At 39.0% G+C, this 22,432-nt stretch carries 20 protein-coding genes; 18 read left to right on the forward strand and 2 right to left on the reverse strand.

Annotated elements, in window-relative coordinates; translation table 11 throughout:
• Positions 1-82 precede the first annotated feature (82 nt).
• Positions 83-646 (forward strand): RNA polymerase sigma factor, encoded by a 564-nt coding sequence (locus tag G4Z02_RS05850; protein WP_258877084.1) that lies wholly within the window; start codon positions 83-85, stop codon positions 644-646.
• On the forward strand, positions 636-1,871 hold the full coding sequence (locus tag G4Z02_RS05855; RefSeq protein WP_258877085.1) for a PepSY domain-containing protein: 1,236 nt from the start codon (positions 636-638) through the stop codon (positions 1,869-1,871). Before G4Z02_RS05850 ends, G4Z02_RS05855 begins: the two co-directional genes overlap by 11 nt.
• A 99-nt stretch (positions 1,872-1,970) precedes the next feature.
• Here the strand turns inward: G4Z02_RS05855 and G4Z02_RS05860 are convergent, their stop codons facing one another.
• Positions 1,971-2,336: a hypothetical protein gene (locus tag G4Z02_RS05860; RefSeq protein ID WP_258877086.1), complete on the reverse strand. Its 366-nt coding sequence runs from the start codon at positions 2,334-2,336 to the stop codon at positions 1,971-1,973.
• Between the two features lie 147 nt (positions 2,337-2,483).
• A complete protein-coding gene (locus G4Z02_RS05865; RefSeq protein WP_258877087.1) occupies positions 2,484-3,647 on the reverse strand; it encodes a bifunctional diguanylate cyclase/phosphohydrolase in 1,164 nt (387 codons plus the stop codon).
• 236 nt (positions 3,648-3,883) lie between these two features.
• On the opposite strand from G4Z02_RS05865, the gene G4Z02_RS05870 reads away from it, so the two are divergent.
• The 16 genes from G4Z02_RS05870 to G4Z02_RS05945 all read left to right on the forward strand — a co-directional run bounded on the left by G4Z02_RS05870 (position 3,884) and on the right by G4Z02_RS05945 (position 22,401).
• Positions 3,884-5,299, forward strand: coding sequence for a sensor domain-containing diguanylate cyclase (locus G4Z02_RS05870; RefSeq protein ID WP_258877088.1), 1,416 nt, complete (start codon positions 3,884-3,886; stop codon positions 5,297-5,299).
• Between the two features lie 10 nt (positions 5,300-5,309).
• Entirely contained in the window at positions 5,310-5,633 is a 324-nt protein-coding gene (locus G4Z02_RS05875; protein ID WP_258877089.1) for a hypothetical protein, read from the forward strand.
• A 548-nt stretch (positions 5,634-6,181) separates the two neighbouring features.
• Positions 6,182-7,030 carry an ABC transporter ATP-binding protein gene (locus G4Z02_RS05880; RefSeq protein WP_258877090.1) on the forward strand — a complete coding sequence of 283 codons (849 nt, stop codon included), beginning with the start codon at positions 6,182-6,184 and terminating at the stop codon, positions 7,028-7,030.
• Positions 7,027-7,665 carry an ABC-2 transporter permease gene (locus G4Z02_RS05885; RefSeq protein ID WP_258877091.1) on the forward strand — a complete coding sequence of 213 codons (639 nt, stop codon included), beginning with the start codon at positions 7,027-7,029 and terminating at the stop codon, positions 7,663-7,665. The genes G4Z02_RS05880 and G4Z02_RS05885 overlap by 4 nt, the downstream gene beginning before the upstream one ends.
• A complete protein-coding gene (locus tag G4Z02_RS05890) occupies positions 7,662-8,045 on the forward strand; it encodes a GntR family transcriptional regulator (RefSeq protein ID WP_258877092.1) in 384 nt (127 codons plus the stop codon). Before G4Z02_RS05885 ends, G4Z02_RS05890 begins: the two co-directional genes overlap by 4 nt.
• Before the next feature lie 91 nt (positions 8,046-8,136).
• The gene (locus tag G4Z02_RS05895; RefSeq protein WP_258877093.1) at positions 8,137-8,505 is read left to right on the forward strand and encodes a VOC family protein; all 369 of its coding nucleotides are present in this window, start codon (positions 8,137-8,139) and stop codon (positions 8,503-8,505) included.
• Between the two features lie 12 nt (positions 8,506-8,517).
• Complete coding sequence (locus G4Z02_RS05900) at positions 8,518-8,916, forward strand: VOC family protein (protein ID WP_258877094.1); 399 nt, start codon at positions 8,518-8,520, stop codon at positions 8,914-8,916.
• Positions 8,917-9,022: 106 nt separating this feature from the next.
• The gene (locus G4Z02_RS05905; protein WP_258877095.1) at positions 9,023-9,922 is read left to right on the forward strand and encodes a hypothetical protein; all 900 of its coding nucleotides are present in this window, start codon (positions 9,023-9,025) and stop codon (positions 9,920-9,922) included.
• A gap of 240 nt (positions 9,923-10,162) precedes the next feature.
• Complete coding sequence (rplM, locus tag G4Z02_RS05910; RefSeq protein ID WP_258877096.1) at positions 10,163-10,597, forward strand: 50S ribosomal protein L13; 435 nt, start codon at positions 10,163-10,165, stop codon at positions 10,595-10,597.
• 13 nt (positions 10,598-10,610) lie between these two features.
• Positions 10,611-11,006 carry a 30S ribosomal protein S9 gene (gene rpsI / locus G4Z02_RS05915; RefSeq protein ID WP_258877097.1) on the forward strand — a complete coding sequence of 132 codons (396 nt, stop codon included), beginning with the start codon at positions 10,611-10,613 and terminating at the stop codon, positions 11,004-11,006.
• Positions 11,007-11,133: 127 nt separating this feature from the next.
• Positions 11,134-11,922 carry a DUF5058 family protein gene (locus tag G4Z02_RS05920; RefSeq protein ID WP_258877098.1) on the forward strand — a complete coding sequence of 263 codons (789 nt, stop codon included), beginning with the start codon at positions 11,134-11,136 and terminating at the stop codon, positions 11,920-11,922.
• On the forward strand, positions 11,922-12,575 hold the full coding sequence (locus tag G4Z02_RS05925) for a hypothetical protein (RefSeq protein WP_258877099.1): 654 nt from the start codon (positions 11,922-11,924) through the stop codon (positions 12,573-12,575). Before G4Z02_RS05920 ends, G4Z02_RS05925 begins: the two co-directional genes overlap by 1 nt.
• A gap of 11 nt (positions 12,576-12,586) precedes the next feature.
• Positions 12,587-14,035, forward strand: coding sequence for a M20/M25/M40 family metallo-hydrolase (locus tag G4Z02_RS05930; RefSeq protein WP_258877101.1), 1,449 nt, complete (start codon positions 12,587-12,589; stop codon positions 14,033-14,035).
• Positions 14,036-14,235: 200 nt separating this feature from the next.
• Positions 14,236-16,251 carry an HD domain-containing phosphohydrolase gene (locus G4Z02_RS05935; RefSeq protein ID WP_258877102.1) on the forward strand — a complete coding sequence of 672 codons (2,016 nt, stop codon included), beginning with the start codon at positions 14,236-14,238 and terminating at the stop codon, positions 16,249-16,251.
• A gap of 53 nt (positions 16,252-16,304) precedes the next feature.
• A complete protein-coding gene (locus G4Z02_RS05940) occupies positions 16,305-17,225 on the forward strand; it encodes a GGDEF domain-containing protein (protein WP_258877103.1) in 921 nt (306 codons plus the stop codon).
• A gap of 109 nt (positions 17,226-17,334) precedes the next feature.
• Positions 17,335-22,401: a leucine-rich repeat protein gene (locus G4Z02_RS05945; RefSeq protein WP_258877104.1), complete on the forward strand. Its 5,067-nt coding sequence runs from the start codon at positions 17,335-17,337 to the stop codon at positions 22,399-22,401.
• The last annotated feature ends 31 nt before the right edge of the window (positions 22,402-22,432 follow it).

A 22,432-nucleotide genomic window follows, 5' to 3' on the forward strand; every position in this document is an offset into this window, starting at 1 on the left:
ATTCAATGTAGTATATTGGCATAAAACATCATACAATGATATACTATGGTGGAGATTGAACCGTGACTAAGTGAGGTACAATATGAATTCAAAATACAGCAAAAAAGACCTCAAAATAAGCGATAAACTAATCCAACGAGTTGCCCAGTATGATGCCATTGCGTTTGAAGAATTATATGAACAAGCAAGTGGTGCAGTCTTTGGTCTTGCAATGTCGATTCTAGGGAATTATGATGATGCTAGCGATGTTGTTCAAAGCACGTTTATAAGCATTTATGAACATGCAAAAGACTATCGACCGAATAAAAAGGCAATGGCTTGGATTTTTACCATTGCCCGTAATCACGCCTATTCAATCTTACGTCAACAAAAGAAACACCAACACGTAAATTTGGATGATGTCTATGACATCGGAGAAGAATCCACCGTCGAAGACGATGTATACAAGGAAAACCTTGTGACGAAATTATTGCACATATTAAATGAAGATGATCGACAGATTGTTGTCATGCATGCGATGTCCAACATGAAACATAAAGACATCGCAAAAACCCTAAATCTACCTTTGTCAACGGTATTATCAAAATATCGAAGAGCCCTCAAAAAACTACAACAACATCTGGAGGTGAATGACGATGAAACGTAACGATATTGAACGACAACTATACGAAGAATTTAATAAGCAAAAACCCGACTTATTTCAACAAATATTAGAAGAATGTCCGAAGATGGAATATCCTCAACAAAAGGCATCCTTCTTTGAACAATTGAAACAAGCACTGTTTTCACGTGGATTCCGATACGCCTTTACCTCCCTTGCCGTACTTGTTATTTTACTAATGGTTGTCTTTGGATCGAATCCGGCGACACCACAAGCGTACTCAATTCTTGCGATTGAAGCCAACCCTAGTTTGGTGTTGGAACTCAATGAGGATAGTACAATATTATCGGTTACCGCTGAGAATCTAGATGCCCAGACCATTTTAGGGGATATGGATCTCGTTGGTGTCGATTCCAATGTTGCAATCAATGCGATTATCGGTTCGATGTTAATCAATGGCTACATCAACGATAGTTCCAATTCAATTCTATTATCCATCCAGTGTATTGATGAATCGAAAGAAGAAGAGTTAATTACGACCTACACGGAGATGGTTCGCAACTTGCTTTCGGGAAGTGCGATTGAGGGATCCATTATATCCCAACGCCTACGTTTTAGCGAAGATGCTCTAGCTTTATCAGAACAACTTGACATCTCTGAAGCCAAAGCCGAGTTATTACTAGAAATCGCTGAAGTCGATCCTCGTAGTTCTTTAGAAGACTTGGCTAAGTTGTCGATCAATGATTTAAATTTATTGTTAGAAGCTAAAAACTATGCTCTCGATAATATCCATCACAGTGGTTCTGCAAGTACATTAAGTGTTTTAACGATGGAACAAGCATATGACATCGCATTATCACACTATGGATTAGATTCTACTACAATAGTCGAATACGAAATCGAACTGGAACAAGAAGATGGCATGTTACTGTATGAAATCGAGCTGGAAACCATCTCATCCGACTATGAACTTATCATCAATGCCAAAGATGGAACAATTCTGACCTCAAGCGATAATGAAGAACCCGTCATTGATGATACGATTCTATCTACAATTGACATTCAAACAATTCTTGGTGAGAAATTAAATCTTAATCCCTCGCTTATGCAAGAGTTTGAAATTGAATTGGAATCAGAGAATACAATTGTCTTTTATGACATATCCTTTGAATATGGAGAGAATGAGTACGAACTTGAAGTCGATGCAAGAACCGGAGAAATTTACTCCAATTCACAAGATGAATCAGGCTATGATTACGATGATGACTAGCGTTTCTTACAGTGTTTTAAAATGAGTATATATAAAAAGAAGTAGAGCCGCAACATACAGCTCTACTTCTTTTTATTGAGAAAATTATTGGTTCAAGGACTACCATATCCACGCATAGTAGATAATCGTACTATTGATTATAAAACTAATGATAAGCAAAAACTGATCAAATGGTTTATAAGTGAAAAAACCTAATAAATTAAATATAAAAAACACAGAACTCATAACAACACTAATCCATTTTGTATAAGGATATGAAACAAACAACGATAGAAGAATCATAACAATAGGTATAACCATAATTAGTGCGGATAGTATCCACATTCTTCCAGGAACCTCTTTGCCATCAATTTCTCCGGGGACAAATTCACCCGCAAAAATCCGCAAAACATCTCCCAAAAGATACGTCAACATTAGTGCTCCCCATAAAATAGCTAAGACAAACTGCTCCACTAGTATTTCCATAAGTACCACCTTTCGGGTTCGTAGTTGGTAGGTCGATGAAATTGAATAAGATAGTGGTGTTAAACCATTGTATTATTGACATAGATAACAACCATAAACGGTTGATTGATTTACGGGGGGATAGTGAGTTCTTATACTAAAGGGGGTTTAATCTTGACTTGAAATGTTTCCTTGGATAGTTGTAAATATATCAACGAGTTCCGGATCAAATTGAAGCCCTTTATTGCGAATGATTTCCTCCAAAGCTTCCTCTTTGGAGATGGCTTTGCGGTATATCCGATCGTTTGTCATGGCATCAAACGCATCAGCAATAGCAAGTATTCGTGATTGGATTGGGATATCTTTTTTAGCAATTCCACGAGGATAGCCTTGTCCATCCCATCGCTCATGATGAGTAAAAATATAATTCGCGATGGATTGTAGTTGTGCGGTGGATTTTGCAATGCGATATCCAATTGCTGAATGTTGTTTAATTTTCGCATATTCTAGTGGAGTAAGAGAACCGGATTTACGTAGAATATGATCTTCGATACCAACCTTTCCGATGTCATGTAACAACGCAAATAAGATCATTTCATCTATTGCGGCACGGTCCATATGTAGAGCGATGGCCATTTGTTCACAGAGTTCGGAGATGCGTTGTGCATGGAGTTCGGTTTCATCGCTGTGTTCATATAGTGTCGAAAGCAATGAAGTAATCAACGCGTTACTCGCTGATGTCGATTGAAGGAGTTTATTTTTTAAGAGCATTTCTTCAGCATGTGTTAGTGCTTCGTATATCGAGCTGTATTCACTTTTTGTAGCAATACCGGTGGAAAGCGTTACATTAATGCGGTATTTTGTAGTGCTCTCCATCGCTGTTTTAATCTTGTCCAATTGGTTGTTGATTTTGGTCAAATCACGTCCATCAAATACAATACAGAATTCATCTCCACCAATGCGGTAAGTGCTGGAAGGATAGGATATATTTTTTAGTTGTGCAGCGTATGTTTGAATGACTTCATCACCAATGGTTGAGCCGTATGCTTCATTGATTAACCGTAAACCATTGATATCGGTGACCACCAGAGTATATTCATGTTGTGTATTATTGTAGGTATCTAAATCCTCACTAAACACCGTGCGATTATACAATGTTGTAAGTGCATCGTGACGTGACATCGCGCGATAACTAAGTTGGGCCTCTTTTAATAGAACGATTTCGTGATGGACCAAGAAATAGATGATGATGGCAGAAATAATGATGAAGAATGTACCTTTGATCGTACTGTAGACTTGATACGGTTCTACATCACTAAAGATGGTTAACAACAGTAAGTCCGATAAAAAAATCCAGGCAGAACTAAAGATGAAATAAATAAGTGCGACGCGGAATGCGGATCGAAATTTAAGATTTTGGATAATATCACCTGATTTCTCATTATAATTTAATTATATCACACGAAAGTTTTGTACACTATAGTAACACTATAATATGGAAATATATTAATTGTTTCGTGATGAATAGATGAAATGATATAATAGGTAAGATAAGGAAGAGTGATTTGATGGAGAAGAGTTGGAAAATATCGTTATTAGTTAGTTTCATTGTGTTGATTGGTTCAATCATTACATCTTTTATCACGTTCCAATCCTATAGCAATATTCTAAAGAGTAGTACTAGAAGCATCTCAGAGCTGTCGGCAATGAATGTGTATAGTGAAATCAATAACGAACTCACCAAACCGATTTATGTTTCACTGACAATGTCAGAAGATACGTTTGTCAAAGAGTGGTTAACTCGTGAAGACACGATGACAGAAGATGAAATAACCGACTACTTAATGGGTTTACACAATCGTTATGGATATAGCTCGGTCTTCTTAGTGTCGACGCAAACCCAGAAATATTATCATTATAATGGCGTTCAGAAAGTGGTATCACAGAGTGATCCACACGATGTCTGGTATTATGATTTTCTCGATCAAGATAATGAGTATGATATCGATGTTGACAGTGATGAAGTTACCGGAGATCTTACGATTTTTATCAACGTCAAAATGGTCGACGAAGACGATCAGGTTACGGCCGTAGTTGGTGTTGGTCTGGAAATGGATTATATCACAGAACTTCTCCAAGATTTTGAAGATAATTATGAGTTAACCGTATATCTTACAGATTTAGAAGGATTGGTTCAATCCAGTACAACCATCAACAATATTGAGCAGCTGAATTTGTTTGATGAACTGGGAAGTGAACTAAAGAATGATATCACATCGAACCAAGAAGAACTCGTAACCGTTAGCAAAAACAATGGAGCAATGTATGTAAATTCTCGCTACATTGATGAACTCCATTGGTACTTAGTCGTCACCAAAGATACAAATGTGTTAGCCCATTTTTTCCTCGATTATTTATATGCATCAATCATTATGATTGTTATCGTATTGATGATTGTCGTTAATATTGTTCGATTATCCGCAAATTTATATCAGAATAGGGTCTTTACTATCGCCAAAACCGACTATTTAACGTTGTTGTTAAATCGGCGTGGTTTTGACAAAGAAATGCAGGAGTTTGATTCGTCCGTCGCAGAAGCCATGATATTCACAATCGATATTGATCGGTTTAAATCGATTAACGATCGTTTTGGTCATGCCGTTGGTGATGTTGTTCTTCGTCGCGTTGCGAATATCATCAATAACGAAGTACAACAATATGGAAAACTATCTCGATGGGGTGGCGATGAGTTCACTGGATTCATGATTGGAAAACGCTCGGTAGTAGTGGATATATTGTTTCATGTTCTTGAACTTATTAATAACGATGACATGCTCCAAGAAAAAGGAGTATCCATTTCCATTGGATATACCTACTCCGATTTTACAGATAGTTTGGATACTGTCCTAGAACGAGCAGACAAGTATCTTTACAAGGCCAAAGAACTCGGTGGCAATCAGATCATCGGAGATGAGGATTTATAGGAGGATATATATGGATCATATTGTCTATTTGGATTACAAATCTGAAGAACTGAATCATTTAATAGATGGTACAAAAGACATTATTTTGCGTGGGGCAACTGGGCGTAAGCTCCCTTATGGACGTGTCGCAATTGATGATACATTGTATTTTGTCAATAACAATGGTGAAGGATTGATAAAAGCGAAAGCAGTTGTACAAGAGGTGTACTTTTCGGACAAACTTACTACTGACGAATCAAACGCAATGGTTGATGGGATTAGCCATCGTATCAAATTAAACAACAAAGCTTTGGTTCGATTCAGAGGTAAGAGATATTTATCGTTTCATATATAGAAGACTCCTTCTTCAAGCAAATTTTCGAAAATTTGGTAAGTGGGAGATGAATATATATCATTTCTGGTGCAGAAATGCTTTGCATTTTCGAAAATATTGCGTTTTCTGCATTTTGCCACTTCTACAACAATATGATAGTATGCAAGTAGGTAAATAGTAGAAGGGAGTAAAAACAGAAAACAAAAGAATAGATATTACATAGAGGATGGGACAACCTTGATAGCTCGATTGATTTGCGCGCGATAGTGCGCATTACCCGAGAAGCCCCTACTTCAACAATACCTATTGTAAGTAGTGGGAGTGTTCACCAATAATCACAATAAAAGACGTTCAACAAGTACATGCTTTTTCGTTTGACAAAAGTGCATTCTCTAATATGGATGATTGGCTTCCAGTAAGATCGATTGATGATGTGAAATGATAGAGCCCTTAGGGGCTTTTTTGTTTGCACGCATCTTCTGTATAGTTAATTTCTTTTTTTCTATTGACAATTGGAAAACCATGAGTGTATACTGTGTATGTACGATATACACAGAAGGAGAACCCATATGAACAGTCTAGAAATTTCCAATCTACGAAAAGAATATAAAACCTTTACCTTGAATAATGTTAGTTTTTCCATTCCCAAAGGATACATCATGGGATTCATCGGTGAAAATGGGGCCGGGAAAACGACCACAATTAAATCAATGTTGAATCTTGTGAAGCGGGACGGTGGGGATGTCACCATCTTAGGAAAAGATATCGATATCCATGAAATGGAGATTAAATCGAGCATTGGGTATGTATCGGGTGAATTATTCTATCCCAAGAAAACCTTGAATCAAGTAACCAATGTCTACAAACGGTTCTATCCGAATTGGGACGAAGCACTCTATCAATCCTACCTTGACACGTTCCATTTAGACCCCAGTAAAAAGATTGATGAGTTGTCCAAAGGGATGCAATTAAAATATGCGATATCCCTTGCCTTATCCCACCACGCGGAACTATTGATCTTGGATGAACCCACCAGTGGACTTGATCCCGTTGCCCGGGATAACTTATTAGAAGTCTTCCAAAGCATTGTTGAAAATGAAGAAACGAGTATTCTCTTTTCCACCCATATTACAAGTGATCTCGATAAATGTGCCGATTATATTACCTTTATCAAAAATGGATCAATCATTGATTCTTGTACCAAGGATGATATGATTGACAAATATCGATTTGTTGGCGGAACAAAAGAAGAACTGCAACAAATCAAAGATCGCTTAATATCCTACCGTGAAAACGCCTTTGGCTTTAACGGATTAATCAAAACAAAAGACGTCGCAACAACCGACACTTGTAAAATTGGACAACCAAGCCTGGATGATATTATGATTTTCCATGCAAATGAGGGGGGACAATTATGAAACCACTTATCTACAAAGAATTAACCTTATCAATTCATAAATTCTTTTTCCTATTACCGTTATTACTTGCGGCATTAATGTTGATCCCAAACTGGATTTTCATGTTAGTATTTATGTATTTCTTTTGGATTTCCATCCCGCAAATCTATTCGGCATACCTCGCCAACGGTGATTATAACTTCACCTCAGTATTACCAATTAAACGCGATGACATTGTAACCTCCAAAGCCTATGCACTATTTATCTTAGAAGGCGTCCATATTGCCTTTGCCGTGATCTTTGGAATCCTCCACAATATCCTGTATGGCCAGTTCAATCTATTTATGGATATCAATCTTGCCTTTTTTGGGGTTGTTATTCTCTTATACGGATTGTTTAATGTCATCTTTCTACCGGCCTATTTTAAAACCGCACACCACTTTGGGTTACCAACCATCTATGCGGTTGTTGCTACCCTTGTCTATGGTTTTATCTTTGAATACGGTGCGATTAAGTTCCAATGGATGCGCGATGTTTTTGAAGGTACCCTTGCATCTCAAATCACTCCCTTCCTAATCACTACTGTCCTCGGTGTTGTAATTAGTATTTTCGCAATCAAACGTTCCCAACATAACTTCGCGGACATTGATTTATGAAAAACATCATTGTTCGGAATACCTCACAAACACCGATTTACCAACAGCTCTACGAACAAATATCTTCCCAAATTATCAATGGTGATATCGCCGGAGATGAAGTCCTTCCATCAATGCGTACCATTGCAAAAGAATTACGCGTTAGCATTATAACCATTAAAAAGACATGGGAACTACTGGAACAAGGTGGCTTTATCTACACGGTAAAAGGAAAAGGATCTTACGTGAAAGAAAACTCGCAACAAAAACTGAAAGAAAAAAAGATTGACGCCGTCAAATCATTACTCCAAGACTCGCTTGTGACATGTAAAGAATACGGTCTTAGTACCACAGAGTTGATCGCTATCGTTACAACAATGTATGATAACATTGATGATTAGAATAGATATTCTTCCTATTACATAAAGCACTATCCGCCCGATAGTGCTTTTCGTTTGCTATAATAAAGGTAGATAACACAAGGAGGAACGTATGGAACTAGGTGCATTTTCAATTAGTTTAACCGTTAAGGATTTACAAGTATCGTATGAATTTTATCGGAAACTAGGGTTTACCAAACTTGGTGGCGATATCGAGTACAACTATCTAATACTCAAAAACGGTGATGCCGTGATTGGACTATTCCAAGGGATGTTTGAGAAGAACATATTAACCTTTAATCCGGGATGGAATACCAATGCCGAAGAAGTAAATCCATTTACGGATGTTCGCCAAATTGAACAGGAACTTCAATCAAAAGGAATCCAATTAATCGAAACAACAACGACTACGGAAGGTATAGGACATATTACTTTAGTGGACCCCGATGGCAACCCGATCTTGATTGATCAACATCGGTAAAGGAGAGATTTCATGAGTCGTGTATTCCCATTTATTAGCGTCGATGGTGCCAAAGACGCCATCGAATTATACAAACAAGCATTCAACGCTGAAGTTGTTGGTGAGATAACCACCTATGAAGAGTTTTTCCCCGATCATCCCGATAAGGACAATATCGCGCATGCGGCATTATCGATTGGTGGTAGTCCTCTATTTATCGGGGACGCCAAAGATCAACCCTATAAAGATCAAGTACGAGTGACTGTCAACGTTGAACTCCCGACGATAGAGAGCGTTCAGAAGTCGTTCTCTGTTTTACAGAAAGAAGCTCGTGAAGTATTTTATGAACCCTGTGATGTCGGTTGGAGTGAACTAGGCTACTCGTTACGAGATCAATATGGTATTTTGTGGATGGTGTATTATCGAAAATAAGACAAAAGAGTTGATTCAATATCAACTCTTTTTTTGTACTCGTAATCAATGTAAAGTGTGTTATAATTAACATAAATTAAGCAATGCAAAGGGAGGGATGAATCCTATGAAAAAATGGATATTTGCACTTGTGACGATTCTTGCCTTTTTATTGCAAACAAGTGATATTTCAATGGCGATGTGGGTCGATCCGGTGACAGTGTTTTTTACCGATTGTGACTATTCAACGCCGGTAGATATTCATGTTGATGTATTGGTTCAAAGTGATGTTGCAACGGACACCGTACTACCCAGTTATTCTTCCGAATATTCGAACTATGAGTCTTTTACATTCCTGAACGATGGTGATTACATCTCGTATCGGGCGTACATTGACAATAACATTTGGACCGATGAGACGTGCGAGTATGATGTCTTGTTTGATGTTGAGTCCTACGATGATTTTTATGTTGTTGTGTTTCAATCTGATGGAACGGTTTTAGCGCAAGAATTCTACACCTATGAAGAGACCGCTGAAGTGTATCTAGATGATGAGTATTTTTACTTTGAATACAGCATATCCACTAGTGAATTAACGCTTGTGTCAGAGCCGATTCATGGCGAAGGCTATGGTGGATGGGAAGTATTGCTTTATTTTATGATAGGGATTATGATTCTCGCAGGAATCGGTATCCTACTATTTATGTATTACTTGATTTCTTATGTGCTTCGTAAACACGTTATCCGCGAACAACGAAAAGGATTCTATTACCTAACGTATGGACCACAAGTCGTTGTGCTACTCCTAATCGCACGATCCGTTACGCATAGTTCAGGTGAAGATACGGTTGTGATGTGGATGCTGTTGACGCTAGGATTTGATTTGATCGCGTTGATTGGAACATTCATCTTGCGTGATAAAGTGGTTCAAAAAATACCTGTAAAACCGATTCTGTTACTCCATGGTGCATTAATTATTTTTGATCTGATGGCATGGGGAATATTGATTGGATTCATGTTTGATTAAAGAAAATTTATTTCGAGGGGCTCACCTGCGTGATTCCCTCGTAAAAATTGAAAAAGCGAAAAAAGTGAGTTCAGTACTTTGGCTTACCTACGCTGACACGGGATTTTAGTTTAAATTACAAACTAAATAAAAAAACTTCGTTAAATTCCTTGACATGCCTATTGAAATAGTCTATTATATAGTCCGGTACATTAAAGAAACACCCACGCCCAGAAGTATAAATATGGGAGGTAAACACGCATGAAAACATTCATGGCTAATAACGAGACAATTGAACGCAAATGGTATGTGATTGACGCTACCGGGAAACGCTTAGGTCGTTTAGCGACAGAAGTGGCTTCTGTGATTCGCGGAAAACACAAACCAACCTTTACTCCACATGTAGACTGTGGTGATTACGTGATCGTCATCAACGCAGAACACATCGAGTTAACAGGTAACAAATGGGACCAAAAGAAATACTACAGACATTCAAGATATCCTGGACACCTAAAAGAAACCACTGCAAAAGTAATGAATCAAACGCATCCAGAGCGCTTGATTGAATTTGCTGTAAAAGGAATGCTTCCAAAAGGAAGATTAGGTCGTCAAATGTACAAAAAATTATTCGTCTATGCCGGAAACGAACACCCACATCAAGCACAACAACCTGAAGTGTTTCCGTACAAAGGTTAAGGAGGACTAAACCATGGCAAAATCAGTTATGTATCGTGGAACCGGACGTCGTAAACGTTCTGTTGCCCGCGTTATCTTACGCCCAGGTACTGGGAAGTTCTTAATCAATGGTCGCCCATTCGACGAATATATTCCAAGTGCTGCAACACGTTTAGACGTGGAACAACCACTTACCAAAACAAACAACTTAAAAACATTTGATATCGAAGTGAATGTATACGGAGGCGGACTCAGTGGCCAAGCTGGTGCGATCCGTCACGGTATTACAAGAGCATTATTAGAAGTCTCCAAAGACTATCGTCCTATTTTAAAAGCTGCTGGTTTAATAACCCGTGACCCACGTGTCAAAGAACGGAAAAAACCAGGTCTCAAAAAAGCTCGTCGTGCACCACAATTTAGTAAACGTTAATTCGTTACGACAAACAAAAACCACAATGTCAAATTGTGGTTTTTTTAATAGTCTCTGAAAAACAAACACAAAGGATTCATTTGTGTGATAAAATTAGGATAAGTGAAACATAAGGAGGATGAGGACTGTGATTCCATTACTAATCAGTATTACCGACGTCAAAGAAGCACCATGGCTCTATATCATTGGGGCGTTTGTAACGATCTTTATTATCAGTGGTTCGCTGTTTTTCGCGTATCATGCGTATCAACGTAGTAAAGAGTTAAACATGGATTCGTCGCTGATTAAGAAGACAATTGTATCATCGATTAGCTTTAGTGTTTTACCATCGATTGGAATCTTTATCGGAGTCATTACAATGAGTGGATTTTTAGGAATCCCACTACCATGGATTCGGTTGTCTGTGTTAGGGGCCCTTCACTATGAGTTAATGGCTGCGGATTTAGCCGTAGAAGGTGTTAATGCGTTGAATCTTACCGTTGAAAATTTCGTGACGATTGCCTTTACGATGACGATTGCGATAATTTGGGGAAGTTTATTTACGTTATTTCTCTTTAAGAAGTATCAAGCTAAAGTCGTCGACAAAGCAACGACAAAAGAAGGACGGAGTTTTGGTCCACTCTTGTTTCAAGGGGTCTTTATCGGATTGATATCCGCTTATTTTGGCGATGCCTTTTCGCGTATCTTCGGGTACAATGCGAGAGCGATTGTCGATGGGGTATACAGTGATGAGATTGTCACAAAGACAACGGTTGTTCCCTTAATTGTCTTTGTCGTGAGCTTTGCAACTATGGCAGGACTCGATTATCTAGTTACAACGAAAAAAATGAAATGGTTAGAGAACTTCCAACTCTCCTTTAGTATGTTGATTGGGATGAGCGTTGCCGTTCTTCTCGGAATGGGAGGGATCTACTAATGACCTATCGTAATAAAATGCACCTTTATGGACGGATCTTTATCGTTCTTGGATTAGTTGTGATGTTATTACCACCGAGTTTGATTTGGATTATTACCGGTATTAGTCCCAACTGGGGACAGTTTACTACTGGAGTAATCGCCCTTAGTGTGATTTATCTTCCAGGTGGATTGATTGAAATGATGACCTATTCACCACTCCTGGGAACCAGCGCAACGTATTTGGCGTTTGTGACAGGGAACCTAATCAATCTAAAAGTACCGTGTGTTATGAATGCACGAGAAATCTGTAAGACGGAGATTAACACTCCGGAGAATGAAGTGGTTAGTACGGTAAGTGTCGCCTTTTCATCGATTACAACCGTGGTGATATTATCACTTGGTGTGATCTTGTTGTTACCACTAAAACCACTACTCCAATCGGAAATCTTAGCACCTGCTTTTACCTGGGTTATCAGTGCCTTGTTTGGGGCGTTAGGATATAAATATTTTAAAGGCAACTGGAAACTTGTCATTGCGCCGATGGTTGTCGTCATTCTTCTCAGTATGATTGCCCCCACGTTTGTCAATGGCCAAGTGATTATCATTATCTTGATTGCTGCCCTTGTCACAGTTGCTGTAGCGAAGTACTTATTTGATAAAGAGAAGATATAGGAGGGATTTGTATGATTGGGTTATATATATTACTAGGTGTAGTAGGACTTATATTAGTATTACTACTTGTTGCGTTGATTCGATCCTTTGTTATTAAAGATAAGAATTTAAATATATCACCAATAGAGGTTGACAAGACATTAAGTGAACAATATGCCAACGAATTCCAAAAAATGATTCAAGTGAAGACTTTGTCCTACGATCCAAAAACGAAAGACGTTACGGCATTTGAAGCGTTTCATAAGGTCTTACAAGAGTTGTTTCCAAATGTATATAATACAATGGAACAGACTGTATTTGAAGGACATTCAATTCTCTTTAAATGGACTGGAAAATCAAGCGATAAACCGATTGTTTTAATGGCTCACCAAGACGTTGTTCCGGCATCCAACTCGGGATGGGATTATCCCCCGTTTAGTGGACATCTAACGGAGGATTTGATCTATGGTCGTGGGACATTGGATACCAAGTCGACATTATATGGTATCTTCAAAGCCATTGATGAGTTAATTGGACAAGGATTTACACCAGAACACGATATTTATATCTCAAGTTCTACGGATGAGGAAACCAGTGGATTTGGAGCTCATAAGAGTGTCGAGAAATTGCAAGAGTTTGGTGTCAAACCGTATCTTGTCCTAGATGAAGGTGGTGCGATTGTCCGTGGTAGTTTACCATCGGTTCAAAAACCCATTGCATTAATCGGAGTCCTTGAAAAAGGGTATGCGAATATTAAGTTCACCGCCAAAAGCGCAGGGGGACACTCCAGTTATCCGCCGAAGAATTCACCGATTGCACGCTTGAGTGCGTTTGTCCAAGATGTCGAGAATCACTTTCCTTTGAAGACAAAAATGATTCCCGAAGTAGCCGCTATTTTCAGTGAAGCGGCACCGGCGATGAAGGGACCCTATCGTTTCTTGTTTGGAAATCTGTGGTTGTTTAAACCATTATTGACATGGTTATTACCGAAGATTAATCCATTTGGACGAGCGTTGTTATCGACGACAATTGCGTTTACAATGCAGGAAGGGAGTGATGCGGAGAATGTCATTCCTGCGGAAGCTTCCGTTACCGCCAACTTACGGATTCACCCGATACAAAATATTGATTCATCGTTTAATGTATTACAAAAAATTGCAAAGAAATACGACATTGAAGCCGAACTCTTAGAAGCACGGGAAGCATCCCCAATCTCCTCGACTTCAAACGATGCTTATCGTTACATTGTGAAGATGATTATGAAGAATTATCCCGATGTCTTGGTGAGTCCTTACGTTATGCTTGGTGGTACCGATTGTCGATACTTTAGTGAGATTACCGAATCAGCACTACGCTTCAGTCCAGTTCGTATGGATAATAAGGATTTAAAGAAAATTCACGGAATCAATGAAGCGATACCAAAAACCTGTCTAACAGAAGCGGTGTTGTTCTATAAAGATATCATTATAAATCATCAATAAACAGTACTGAAGTGATTGATTTTTGAAGAACCATAGTTAGGAAACTATGGTTTTTTTAGTGGTTTTTTTAGAGCTCATAACGCAGTGCATTTCACGATATAAATTGTGTTCAAGTAGTTTGTATGCTAAAATCTTTATAGGAATGTACATTAAAAAATGTACATAATGATAAACATCTGGATTTAAAAGAGGGTGGGAAGATGTTTGATCATTTATCTATTAAACAACGTAATGGAATCATTTTTATTGCTACATTCTTAATGATTCTGTTAGGATTGTCGTATACGCAGTTTCATGGGGCAGGAGCGTTTTTCTATCCTGCAGCCGGACTGTATACGATGTTTTTCTATATCTATCGCAAGCAAGTTTTACCAGGAATAATTAGTGCCGTTGTCTTAGGTAACTTGGCATTTCGTATACTTTATGTCGATGAAGCACTGTATATTACATTTTTCTTAGCATTGTTGTTTACAGTTGCCAATCTTGCAGAAGTATTTGTGTTTTCGTGGTTGATGGATCGATCGAATTTACCACTGGAAAAGGAATTAAAAGCGAATGATTTAGGTCTGTTTTTATTGATTATTGTGGCAACGGGAATGATAGGAGCTTTGTTTGGAGTCACATCTTTGAGCTTGTTCTATGGATTTGAGCACTTTCTTGATAGCTACCCATATTGGGCGAGTGGAAGTATCTTTGGCATCTTGATTTTTGGTAGTTTGATTCTAAACTCACATCTTCATGATGATTCGTTCCATCAAGGGACAAAGCGAACACTTCAAGCTGGGATTTTTCTTGTAGTTTTTGGATTGATAACAGTCTTTGTATTTGCTGAGATTGGTCATGATTTTGCGAAGTTTGAGAATTTCCAAATCTTTATCATTCTCATGTATATTATTGCCTCATTCAAGTTTTCCTACCGCATGATATTTGTCATTAACATCATCTTAATGGTGATTCTTAATATTGTTGCAGTTTCGTTCCAAACCGGGATTGGATATACAATCGAAGCTGTTGAAGTTAGCTTGTTTATCATGATTGTATCGATTATTGCCAGTATCGTGCGGATTATATTATTGGAACGCCAGGAAAATTTAGACTTAATGAAACAGGCGAACACCAATTTAGAACAGTTGATTGTTTCTACAAACAATCTCCTCAATGTCGAAAACACTCTTCCTGAAGAAGTGGAACAATTTGAACGAAATTACTTGGAACGGATGTTTTTAATTGCTTGTACATTGTATCCGAACTTTGATCGTGCATCCTGTAATATTAAGAATGAGGACTATGTCGAGTTTATTGCTGCTAAAGGCTATGATATTGATTACTTAAATCAAATGGAGTTCTTAAGTAAAGGATTCGTCTGGTCGTTTGATACACCTAAACTGATACGAGACACCGATTATGATATCGTGTTTGAAAACAATCAAAAAGTCGATGACTTTGTTGAACGATATGGACGTTTAAAAGAATCGATTCGCTTCACTGTATTCCGAAGTAAAACCGAATATGCTGGAATGAGTTTTGATATTTATCATGATTCTGATAAATCGTTTAAACAAGACGATCTTGAGAATTTCGCATCGTTTCAACGACTGATGAATAGCTATTTTTCCATTGGTAGTTTATTGAAAAATCAAAATCAAATGAAAGATGATATCGTATTAAGTTTGGTTCGTACATTGGAACTCTATGACCGTTATACCGGTGGACACAGTGAACACGTTGCTACACTTTGTGCCAACATCGCTAAAGAACTACGTTTAGCGGAAAGAGATATTCGTAACTTGTATTGGGCTGGGATTGTTCATGATATCGGTAAGGTTGGGGTGTCCTCTGACGTATTAAATAAGAAAGGCCGACTAACCAAAGACGAATACGAATTGATCAAAGAACACCCCGTTTATGGGTATAAAATTATATCACAGTCCGAAGGACTAAGTGACATCGCACGAATCGTTCGTCATCACCATGAGTGGTGGAATGGCAAGGGCTATCCCGACGGATTACAAGGCGATCAAATACCATTCTTGTCACAGATTTTACATATCTGTGACGCGGTTGATGCGATGGCGCACAATCGAGTCTATCAACCAAAACTGTCCAATGAAGAAATCATTCAACAACTCCGTGAGGGTGAAGGACAACAGTTTAGTCCTCGTGTGACGAATGTGATGATTCAGTACATTCAATCTGGACGTCCGATTAGTAAATGATCAAACACAATAATAGTACCTGATCATGAAATTATAATTGAAGGAGTTTGCAAATGAAATTTAAGTACTTCAACAAGGCGTTAAAGACCATTGAACAAGAGTTCCAACTTGATGGCATTAAGGATGTTGTATTACACCGTGAAGACAAATGCATTTGCTACAGTGTTATTGATGAACTCGATGATCTTGTACTTCATCTTATTGTGGGGTCCTTTACGCTATTCGGATATCAAGAACAAGAATCCCTTCGTTTATCGCAGTTACTCGCGGATATGGATTTGGACAATATGTTTGCCAAAGTACGGGGACGTCAGGAGTATTATGATGGTATTGCATCAAACCTTCTGGATGTTTCCACACCAAGCAATATCACATTTCCAATCAAAAACAACAACGAGCGTATTTGGTTACGCCTCATGACCGATCAAATTGATGTGCAGCAGAAATTGATCGCTCTTCATTTCACAATCGTGACCCCGTTTATCACCATCGAAGAAGATGTCTTCTATAAAACCCACCATGATTCATTAACAGGGTTATTCAATAAATACACCTTTGATTATCATTATGGCGAACGGTACCGTAATGAACAATTTCACGTCATGTTTTTAGATCTGGATGATTTTAAAATCATTAATGATCAATTAGGTCACCGGGAAGGCGATCGATTTTTACAACAATTTGCGGCCATATTACAACTCCATGAAGATGATCACTCACGGTTTTACCGCCTTGGAGGAGACGAATTTGTTGGGTTGTTATTTGATTCAGAGGAAACCATCCGAAGAATGGCTGAAGATATATTGAAACAAACACAAGCTTTATCCCAAGAATTTGAGAATATTCATACAACCGTATCCATCGGTGTTATCCAAGCAACAGTTAGAGAAGATGTTGCGCGTAAAGCCGATCGATTGATGTATCAAGCGAAGCACAATGGGAAAAATCAATACCTCTATAAAATGGAAGAGTAAATCGACACACACCGTTTATAAACCGGTGTGTGTTTTCTTGTTTGTAATTGATTTTACAGAGGTGGTGTGAGATAATATTAGTTGACTTTATATAAGGGAGGACATGACTATGAAGAAAATAATGACTTTAGCAATGATACTTTTGAGCGTTGCTTTTTTTAGTGCCTGTGATTTGTTAAATCCAGACACACCAGAAGAGGATACCTCGCCTCCGGTGATCGCACTAACCGGTGGTGTATCAACGTTAGAAGTAGGGGGAACATTTACCGAACCGACTTGTACGGTTACGGATAATGTAGATACCGATTTAACCTGTACGAAAACCGGTGAAGTACTAGTCGATACAGTTGGTGAATATACACTAACGTATACGGCAGTGGATAGTGCTGGGAATGAGGCAACACCGCGAACGTTCACCGTTACCGTTACAGCAGAAGTGATTGAGGATACCGAAGCACCCACAATCACAGTAACCGGTGGAACTACGATGATATTTGCTGGTGAAGAATTTACAGAGCCCGTTTGTGGCGTCACTGACAATATGGATGCGAGCGTAGAGTGTGTTGTAACAGGAACCGTAGATAGTAACACGGCAGGAGAATACACACTTACCTATAATGCAACAGATAATGCCGGTAATGTCGCAGCAACGAAAACTTTTACCGTGAGAGTTATTGACATGTCCGGATCAATCTATCGCCAATACTACAATCAAGTTATTGCGTTGGATGGTGCGGTTAATAATCTATCCGATGATCAAAAACGGCTTGTTATCAATTTAGTGAATAGCAATGATTTTATTGATTTTTTTGGAACCATTGTCGGTGAGTATCAACTTTTAGACGAAGAGATTGATTTAACCGAAGATGAAATTGCCACGTTCATCGATATCTTTGATGATCTCGTAAATAGCTTAATTGACTATAATTATTTTATGATGCAAGAGTTTTTTGTGGATGATGGGACATTTGTCTATCTTGATGATACGAAAGAAGTAATTTTACGATATGTCGGTAGTGATGATGAAGTCGTCATTCCCGATACCGTCGTCACGATTGGATATGGGGCGTTTGCCCGAACAGATATCACGTCGGTAACATTTTCCAATAGCGTACGACAAATCAGTATCGGTGCCTTTTCCGATACCGAGTTGACAACCATTACCATCCCGGAAACAATTGAATCGATTGGATGGTCATCGTTTGAGGCAACACCCATTGAATCGATTACGATCGAAGGGGATGCATCTCGCTTTGATGACGTATGGATCCTAACAGGACTATCCTTTGAATTGCATCCTAGTTATGTTGTACATGAGGTGTATGGGTTCTTAGAAAGTACGGGAACGATCGTTCAGTATTTTGGCAATGCCACGGACCTTGTCATCCCTGAAACCATAAATGATATAACGGTTACCGAAATTATGGCGGCAACATTCCGATATGGTGAGATTGTCAACCTGACGATTCCCGCAAGTATTACGACGATTGGGTACGATGCATTCAGTCGTAACAACTTCGAATCCATCACCATTTTAGGTGATGAATCCCGGTTTGACGACGTCTGGTTGGAAATTGGCTTCCCGATGGAATTGGCAAGCTTTATTGTAGAAACAGATGATGGATTTATCTTTAATAAAACAAGCCAAGAAATTATCGTGTATGTTGGTGGTGATACTACCGTTGTCATTCCTTCTGAGATTGATGGTGTCGCCGTTACTAGCATTGGACAATATGCGTTCTATGACGTATATGGAACGATATCACTTACGATTCCGGAATCGATTACAACCATCGCCCGTCGATCTTTTGCGTCCTACAGCATTGAAGCAATTACGATATTAGGAGATAGCACACGATTTGATGATGAATGGTTGGATATTGGATTCCCAATTGAACTTGCCGGATTTGTTACCGTCACTCCCGACGGATTTACCTTTAATACCAATACCGGAGAATTATATTTATATACTGGTGATGCAACAACACTCACAATTCCATCGCAAATTGATGGCGTTGATGTTGTGATTATTGCCAGCGGTGCATTTGAGAAGAATCGAACCTTAACCAGTGTCACCATTCCCGACACTGTAACGATTATTGAAGAACGGGCGTTTGCGTCCACCAAAGGTGTTTTAACCCAAGTGTACTTAGGAAGTAATGTTGAAATCATTGGAGATGAAGCCTTTAAAGGTCATGGGATTACAACGTTAACAATCCCAGCAAGCGTTACTGATATTGGTGATGAAGCATTCCAAACAACGAATATCATTGGCGAGTCCATCACAACACTTACCATTCTTGGTGATGAGACGCGTTTTGATGATGAATGGGAAACCATTGGCTTCCCGATGAACCTAGCTACATTTATCGTTACCACTGCGGATGGCTACGTATTCAACACGAATACTCAAACCATCATCGAGTATACGGGTACAGCAACCACACTTAGCATTCCGAGTACGATTGATGGAGTAACGGTCATTGGTCTAGGATATGAAGTATTTATGGAAGTTGGATTAACCAGTGTGTCTCTTCCAGATACTTTGGAAGTGATCGGTGCCGCAGCCTTTGTCTTTAATAATCTAGCGGACATCACCATTCCTGCGTCGGTAACGGACATAGAGAGTTATGCGTTCTACGGCAACCCTATTGAGAGCATTACCATCTTAGGTGATGATAGTCGCTTTGATGATGTGTGGGAAAATGTTGGCTTCCCGATGAACCTAGCTACATTTATCGTTACCTCCGCGGATGGTTACGTCTTCAATACGAATACGCAAACCATCATCGACTATGAAGGTAGCGCAACAATCATTGATATACCATCACAAATTGATGGTATCGACGTACTGATTATTGGTGAAGAAGTATTTGAAGGACGGACGAATCTGACATCTGTGACGATACCAGACACCGTTATTGAGATTAAAGACGAAGCATTTGCGGGAACCAGGGGTGCTTTAACCGAACTCCATCTTGGAAGTGGTGTTGAAGTGATTCGCTATCGAGCATTTGATGATCACGGTTTGACATCATTGACAATCCCTGAAAGTGTTGAAACGATATACTACGGCGCATTTGAACCCTATTATACTGTTGCAGATTCCTTTACAACAATCACCATTCTTGGCGATACATCTCGCTTTGATGAAGATTGGTTGGAGATTGGTTTTCCCATTGAATTAGCAAACTTCATCATCACCACCGAAGACGGATTTGTTATTAATACCATAAACGGATGGCTCATGGGCTATACCGGTACAAGTTCAAGTATCGTCATTCCATCGGTCGTTAACGATGTAGATATATGGTATATTGACGAATACGTGTTTGCCAATCAAAACATCGACACTATCACGATTCCCGAATCCATCTTGTACATTGGCTACGGGGCATTTGCTGATAATCCAATCACCTCCATTACCATTTTAGGGGATCAAAATCGATTTAATGACAATTGGCGACACATCGGCTTCCCGATGGAACTTGCTCCATTCATTGTCACAACAGAAGATGGTTTTGTATTCCATACAGAATATCATGCGATTATCGATTATGTCGGTACTGCAACAACCATTATCATTCCCGATGTAATCAATGATACAACCGTGTTGATGATTGAGAACTCTGCGTTTACCTCAAGAGGATTGACGAGCGTAACGATTCCCGAAAGTGTTGTCGAAATCGAATACGGTGCCTTTGCGGACAATCCATTAACCAGCATCACCATTTTAGGAGATTCAACGCGCTTTGATCACATCTGGGAGTACATTGGTTTCCCGATAGAACTAGCCGCGTTCTTGGTCACAACTCCAGAAGGGTTTGTCTTCAATACGAGCACAGAAACGATTGTCGGATATACCGGAACCGCAACAACGCTCACAATCCCAGCTGAAATTGAAGGAGTTCCAGTAACCGCGATTGGCTATAGTGCTTTTGAAGGGAACCGCACATTAACATCCGTCACCATTCCCGACAGCGTCCATGAAATTTTGTTCCGGGCTTTCGCATCCACCAAGGGTGTATTGACGGAAGTCATTCTAGGGAACAACGTCGAAGTAATTGATGATATGGCCTTCAAAGGTCATGGAATTACAACTTTAGTTATTCCGGAAAGTGTCCAATATATCGGATATGAAGCCTTCCATACCACCAATGAAATCGGGGTATCCTTAACCAGTATTACCATCTTAGGTGATGCTTCCCGATTTAATGATATGTGGGAAGAAATTGGCTTCCCAATGGAACTCGCAACGTTCATAATCACAACCCCTGAAGGCATTGTGTTTGATACCACCGCAAACGATATTATCGACTACGTTGGAGAATCCAGTGTCCTAGTCATTCCAAGTGAAATTAACGGTGTAGTCATTACCTACATTGGGGAACTAATTTTTGCGTATAAAGGACTTACCGATATAACGATTCCAGAAACTGTGACCATTATTGATTATATGGCCTTTACTGGAAATTCACTTGAAAGTATTACTATTCTAGGGGATACGAGTCGCTTTGATGAGATGTGGATGCATATTGGCTTTCCGATTGAATTAGCACCGTTTATCCATATTACAGATGACGGAATTGTATTTCATAAAACACTCCAAGCCATCATCGACTACACCGGAAACGCTACGGAGATTGTAATTCCTGCATCCATTGATGGAATAGCAGTCTTGAGTATTGAAGACCATGTCTTTGCATATAACGCTATTACCAGTGTCACAATCCCAGAGACCGTTATCGAAATTGGTATGAACGCCTTTGCGAATAACCCACTCACCTCAATTACAATTCTCGGTGATGAGACTCGCTTTGATGATGTCTGGGAAAACATAGGGTTCCCACCAGATCTCTCACGAATCGATTATCAAGTCGTACAACTGGGTGATGTTATCATCACATCCATCAGTGAAAGTGGTGAAAACGATTATTATCAAATCGAACTCACCGAAACCACAACCATTCGTGTATACACCGAATCATCGAATGATACCTATGGGTATTTGTATGATGCAAATTTTCTTGATCTAATTCATAACGATGATGCCGGAGAAGGAACCAACTTTGAATTTTCCTATACATTAGAACCTGGTATCTACTATATACGTGTACGCGCCTATAGCGAGTTTGCCACATTCGATTACGAGTTGCATATTGAGTCAGATCAGTAATTTAAAATATCGATACAAAAGACATACTATA

The organism is Candidatus Xianfuyuplasma coldseepsis (genome assembly GCF_014023125.1).
Lineage (GTDB): Bacteria > Bacillota_I > Bacilli_A > Izemoplasmatales > Izemoplasmataceae > Xianfuyuplasma > Xianfuyuplasma coldseepsis.

Excerpts from the sequence above, each read along its gene's own strand:
- G4Z02_RS05855 (WP_258877085.1), top strand. The coding sequence starts at position 636 with ATGAAACGTAACGATATTGAACGACAACTATACGAAGAATTTAATAAG.
- G4Z02_RS05900 (WP_258877094.1), top strand. The coding sequence starts at position 8,518 with ATGAGTCGTGTATTCCCATTTATTAGCGTCGATGGTGCCAAAGACGCC.
- G4Z02_RS05895 (WP_258877093.1), top strand. The coding sequence starts at position 8,137 with ATGGAACTAGGTGCATTTTCAATTAGTTTAACCGTTAAGGATTTACAA.
- G4Z02_RS05860 (WP_258877086.1), bottom strand. The coding sequence starts at position 2,336 with ATGGAAATACTAGTGGAGCAGTTTGTCTTAGCTATTTTATGGGGAGCA.
- rplM (WP_258877096.1), top strand. The coding sequence starts at position 10,163 with ATGAAAACATTCATGGCTAATAACGAGACAATTGAACGCAAATGGTAT.
- G4Z02_RS05885 (WP_258877091.1), top strand. The coding sequence starts at position 7,027 with ATGAAACCACTTATCTACAAAGAATTAACCTTATCAATTCATAAATTC.
- G4Z02_RS05875 (WP_258877089.1), top strand. The coding sequence starts at position 5,310 with ATGGATCATATTGTCTATTTGGATTACAAATCTGAAGAACTGAATCAT.
- G4Z02_RS05870 (WP_258877088.1), top strand. The coding sequence starts at position 3,884 with ATGGAGAAGAGTTGGAAAATATCGTTATTAGTTAGTTTCATTGTGTTG.
- G4Z02_RS05940 (WP_258877103.1), top strand. The coding sequence starts at position 16,305 with ATGAAATTTAAGTACTTCAACAAGGCGTTAAAGACCATTGAACAAGAG.
- G4Z02_RS05935 (WP_258877102.1), top strand. The coding sequence starts at position 14,236 with ATGTTTGATCATTTATCTATTAAACAACGTAATGGAATCATTTTTATT.
- G4Z02_RS05925 (WP_258877099.1), top strand. The coding sequence starts at position 11,922 with ATGACCTATCGTAATAAAATGCACCTTTATGGACGGATCTTTATCGTT.
- rpsI (WP_258877097.1), top strand. The coding sequence starts at position 10,611 with ATGGCAAAATCAGTTATGTATCGTGGAACCGGACGTCGTAAACGTTCT.
- G4Z02_RS05905 (WP_258877095.1), top strand. The coding sequence starts at position 9,023 with ATGAAAAAATGGATATTTGCACTTGTGACGATTCTTGCCTTTTTATTG.
- G4Z02_RS05850 (WP_258877084.1), top strand. The coding sequence starts at position 83 with ATGAATTCAAAATACAGCAAAAAAGACCTCAAAATAAGCGATAAACTA.
- G4Z02_RS05945 (WP_258877104.1), top strand. The coding sequence starts at position 17,335 with ATGAAGAAAATAATGACTTTAGCAATGATACTTTTGAGCGTTGCTTTT.
- G4Z02_RS05930 (WP_258877101.1), top strand. The coding sequence starts at position 12,587 with ATGATTGGGTTATATATATTACTAGGTGTAGTAGGACTTATATTAGTA.
- G4Z02_RS05890 (WP_258877092.1), top strand. The coding sequence starts at position 7,662 with ATGAAAAACATCATTGTTCGGAATACCTCACAAACACCGATTTACCAA.
- G4Z02_RS05880 (WP_258877090.1), top strand. The coding sequence starts at position 6,182 with ATGAACAGTCTAGAAATTTCCAATCTACGAAAAGAATATAAAACCTTT.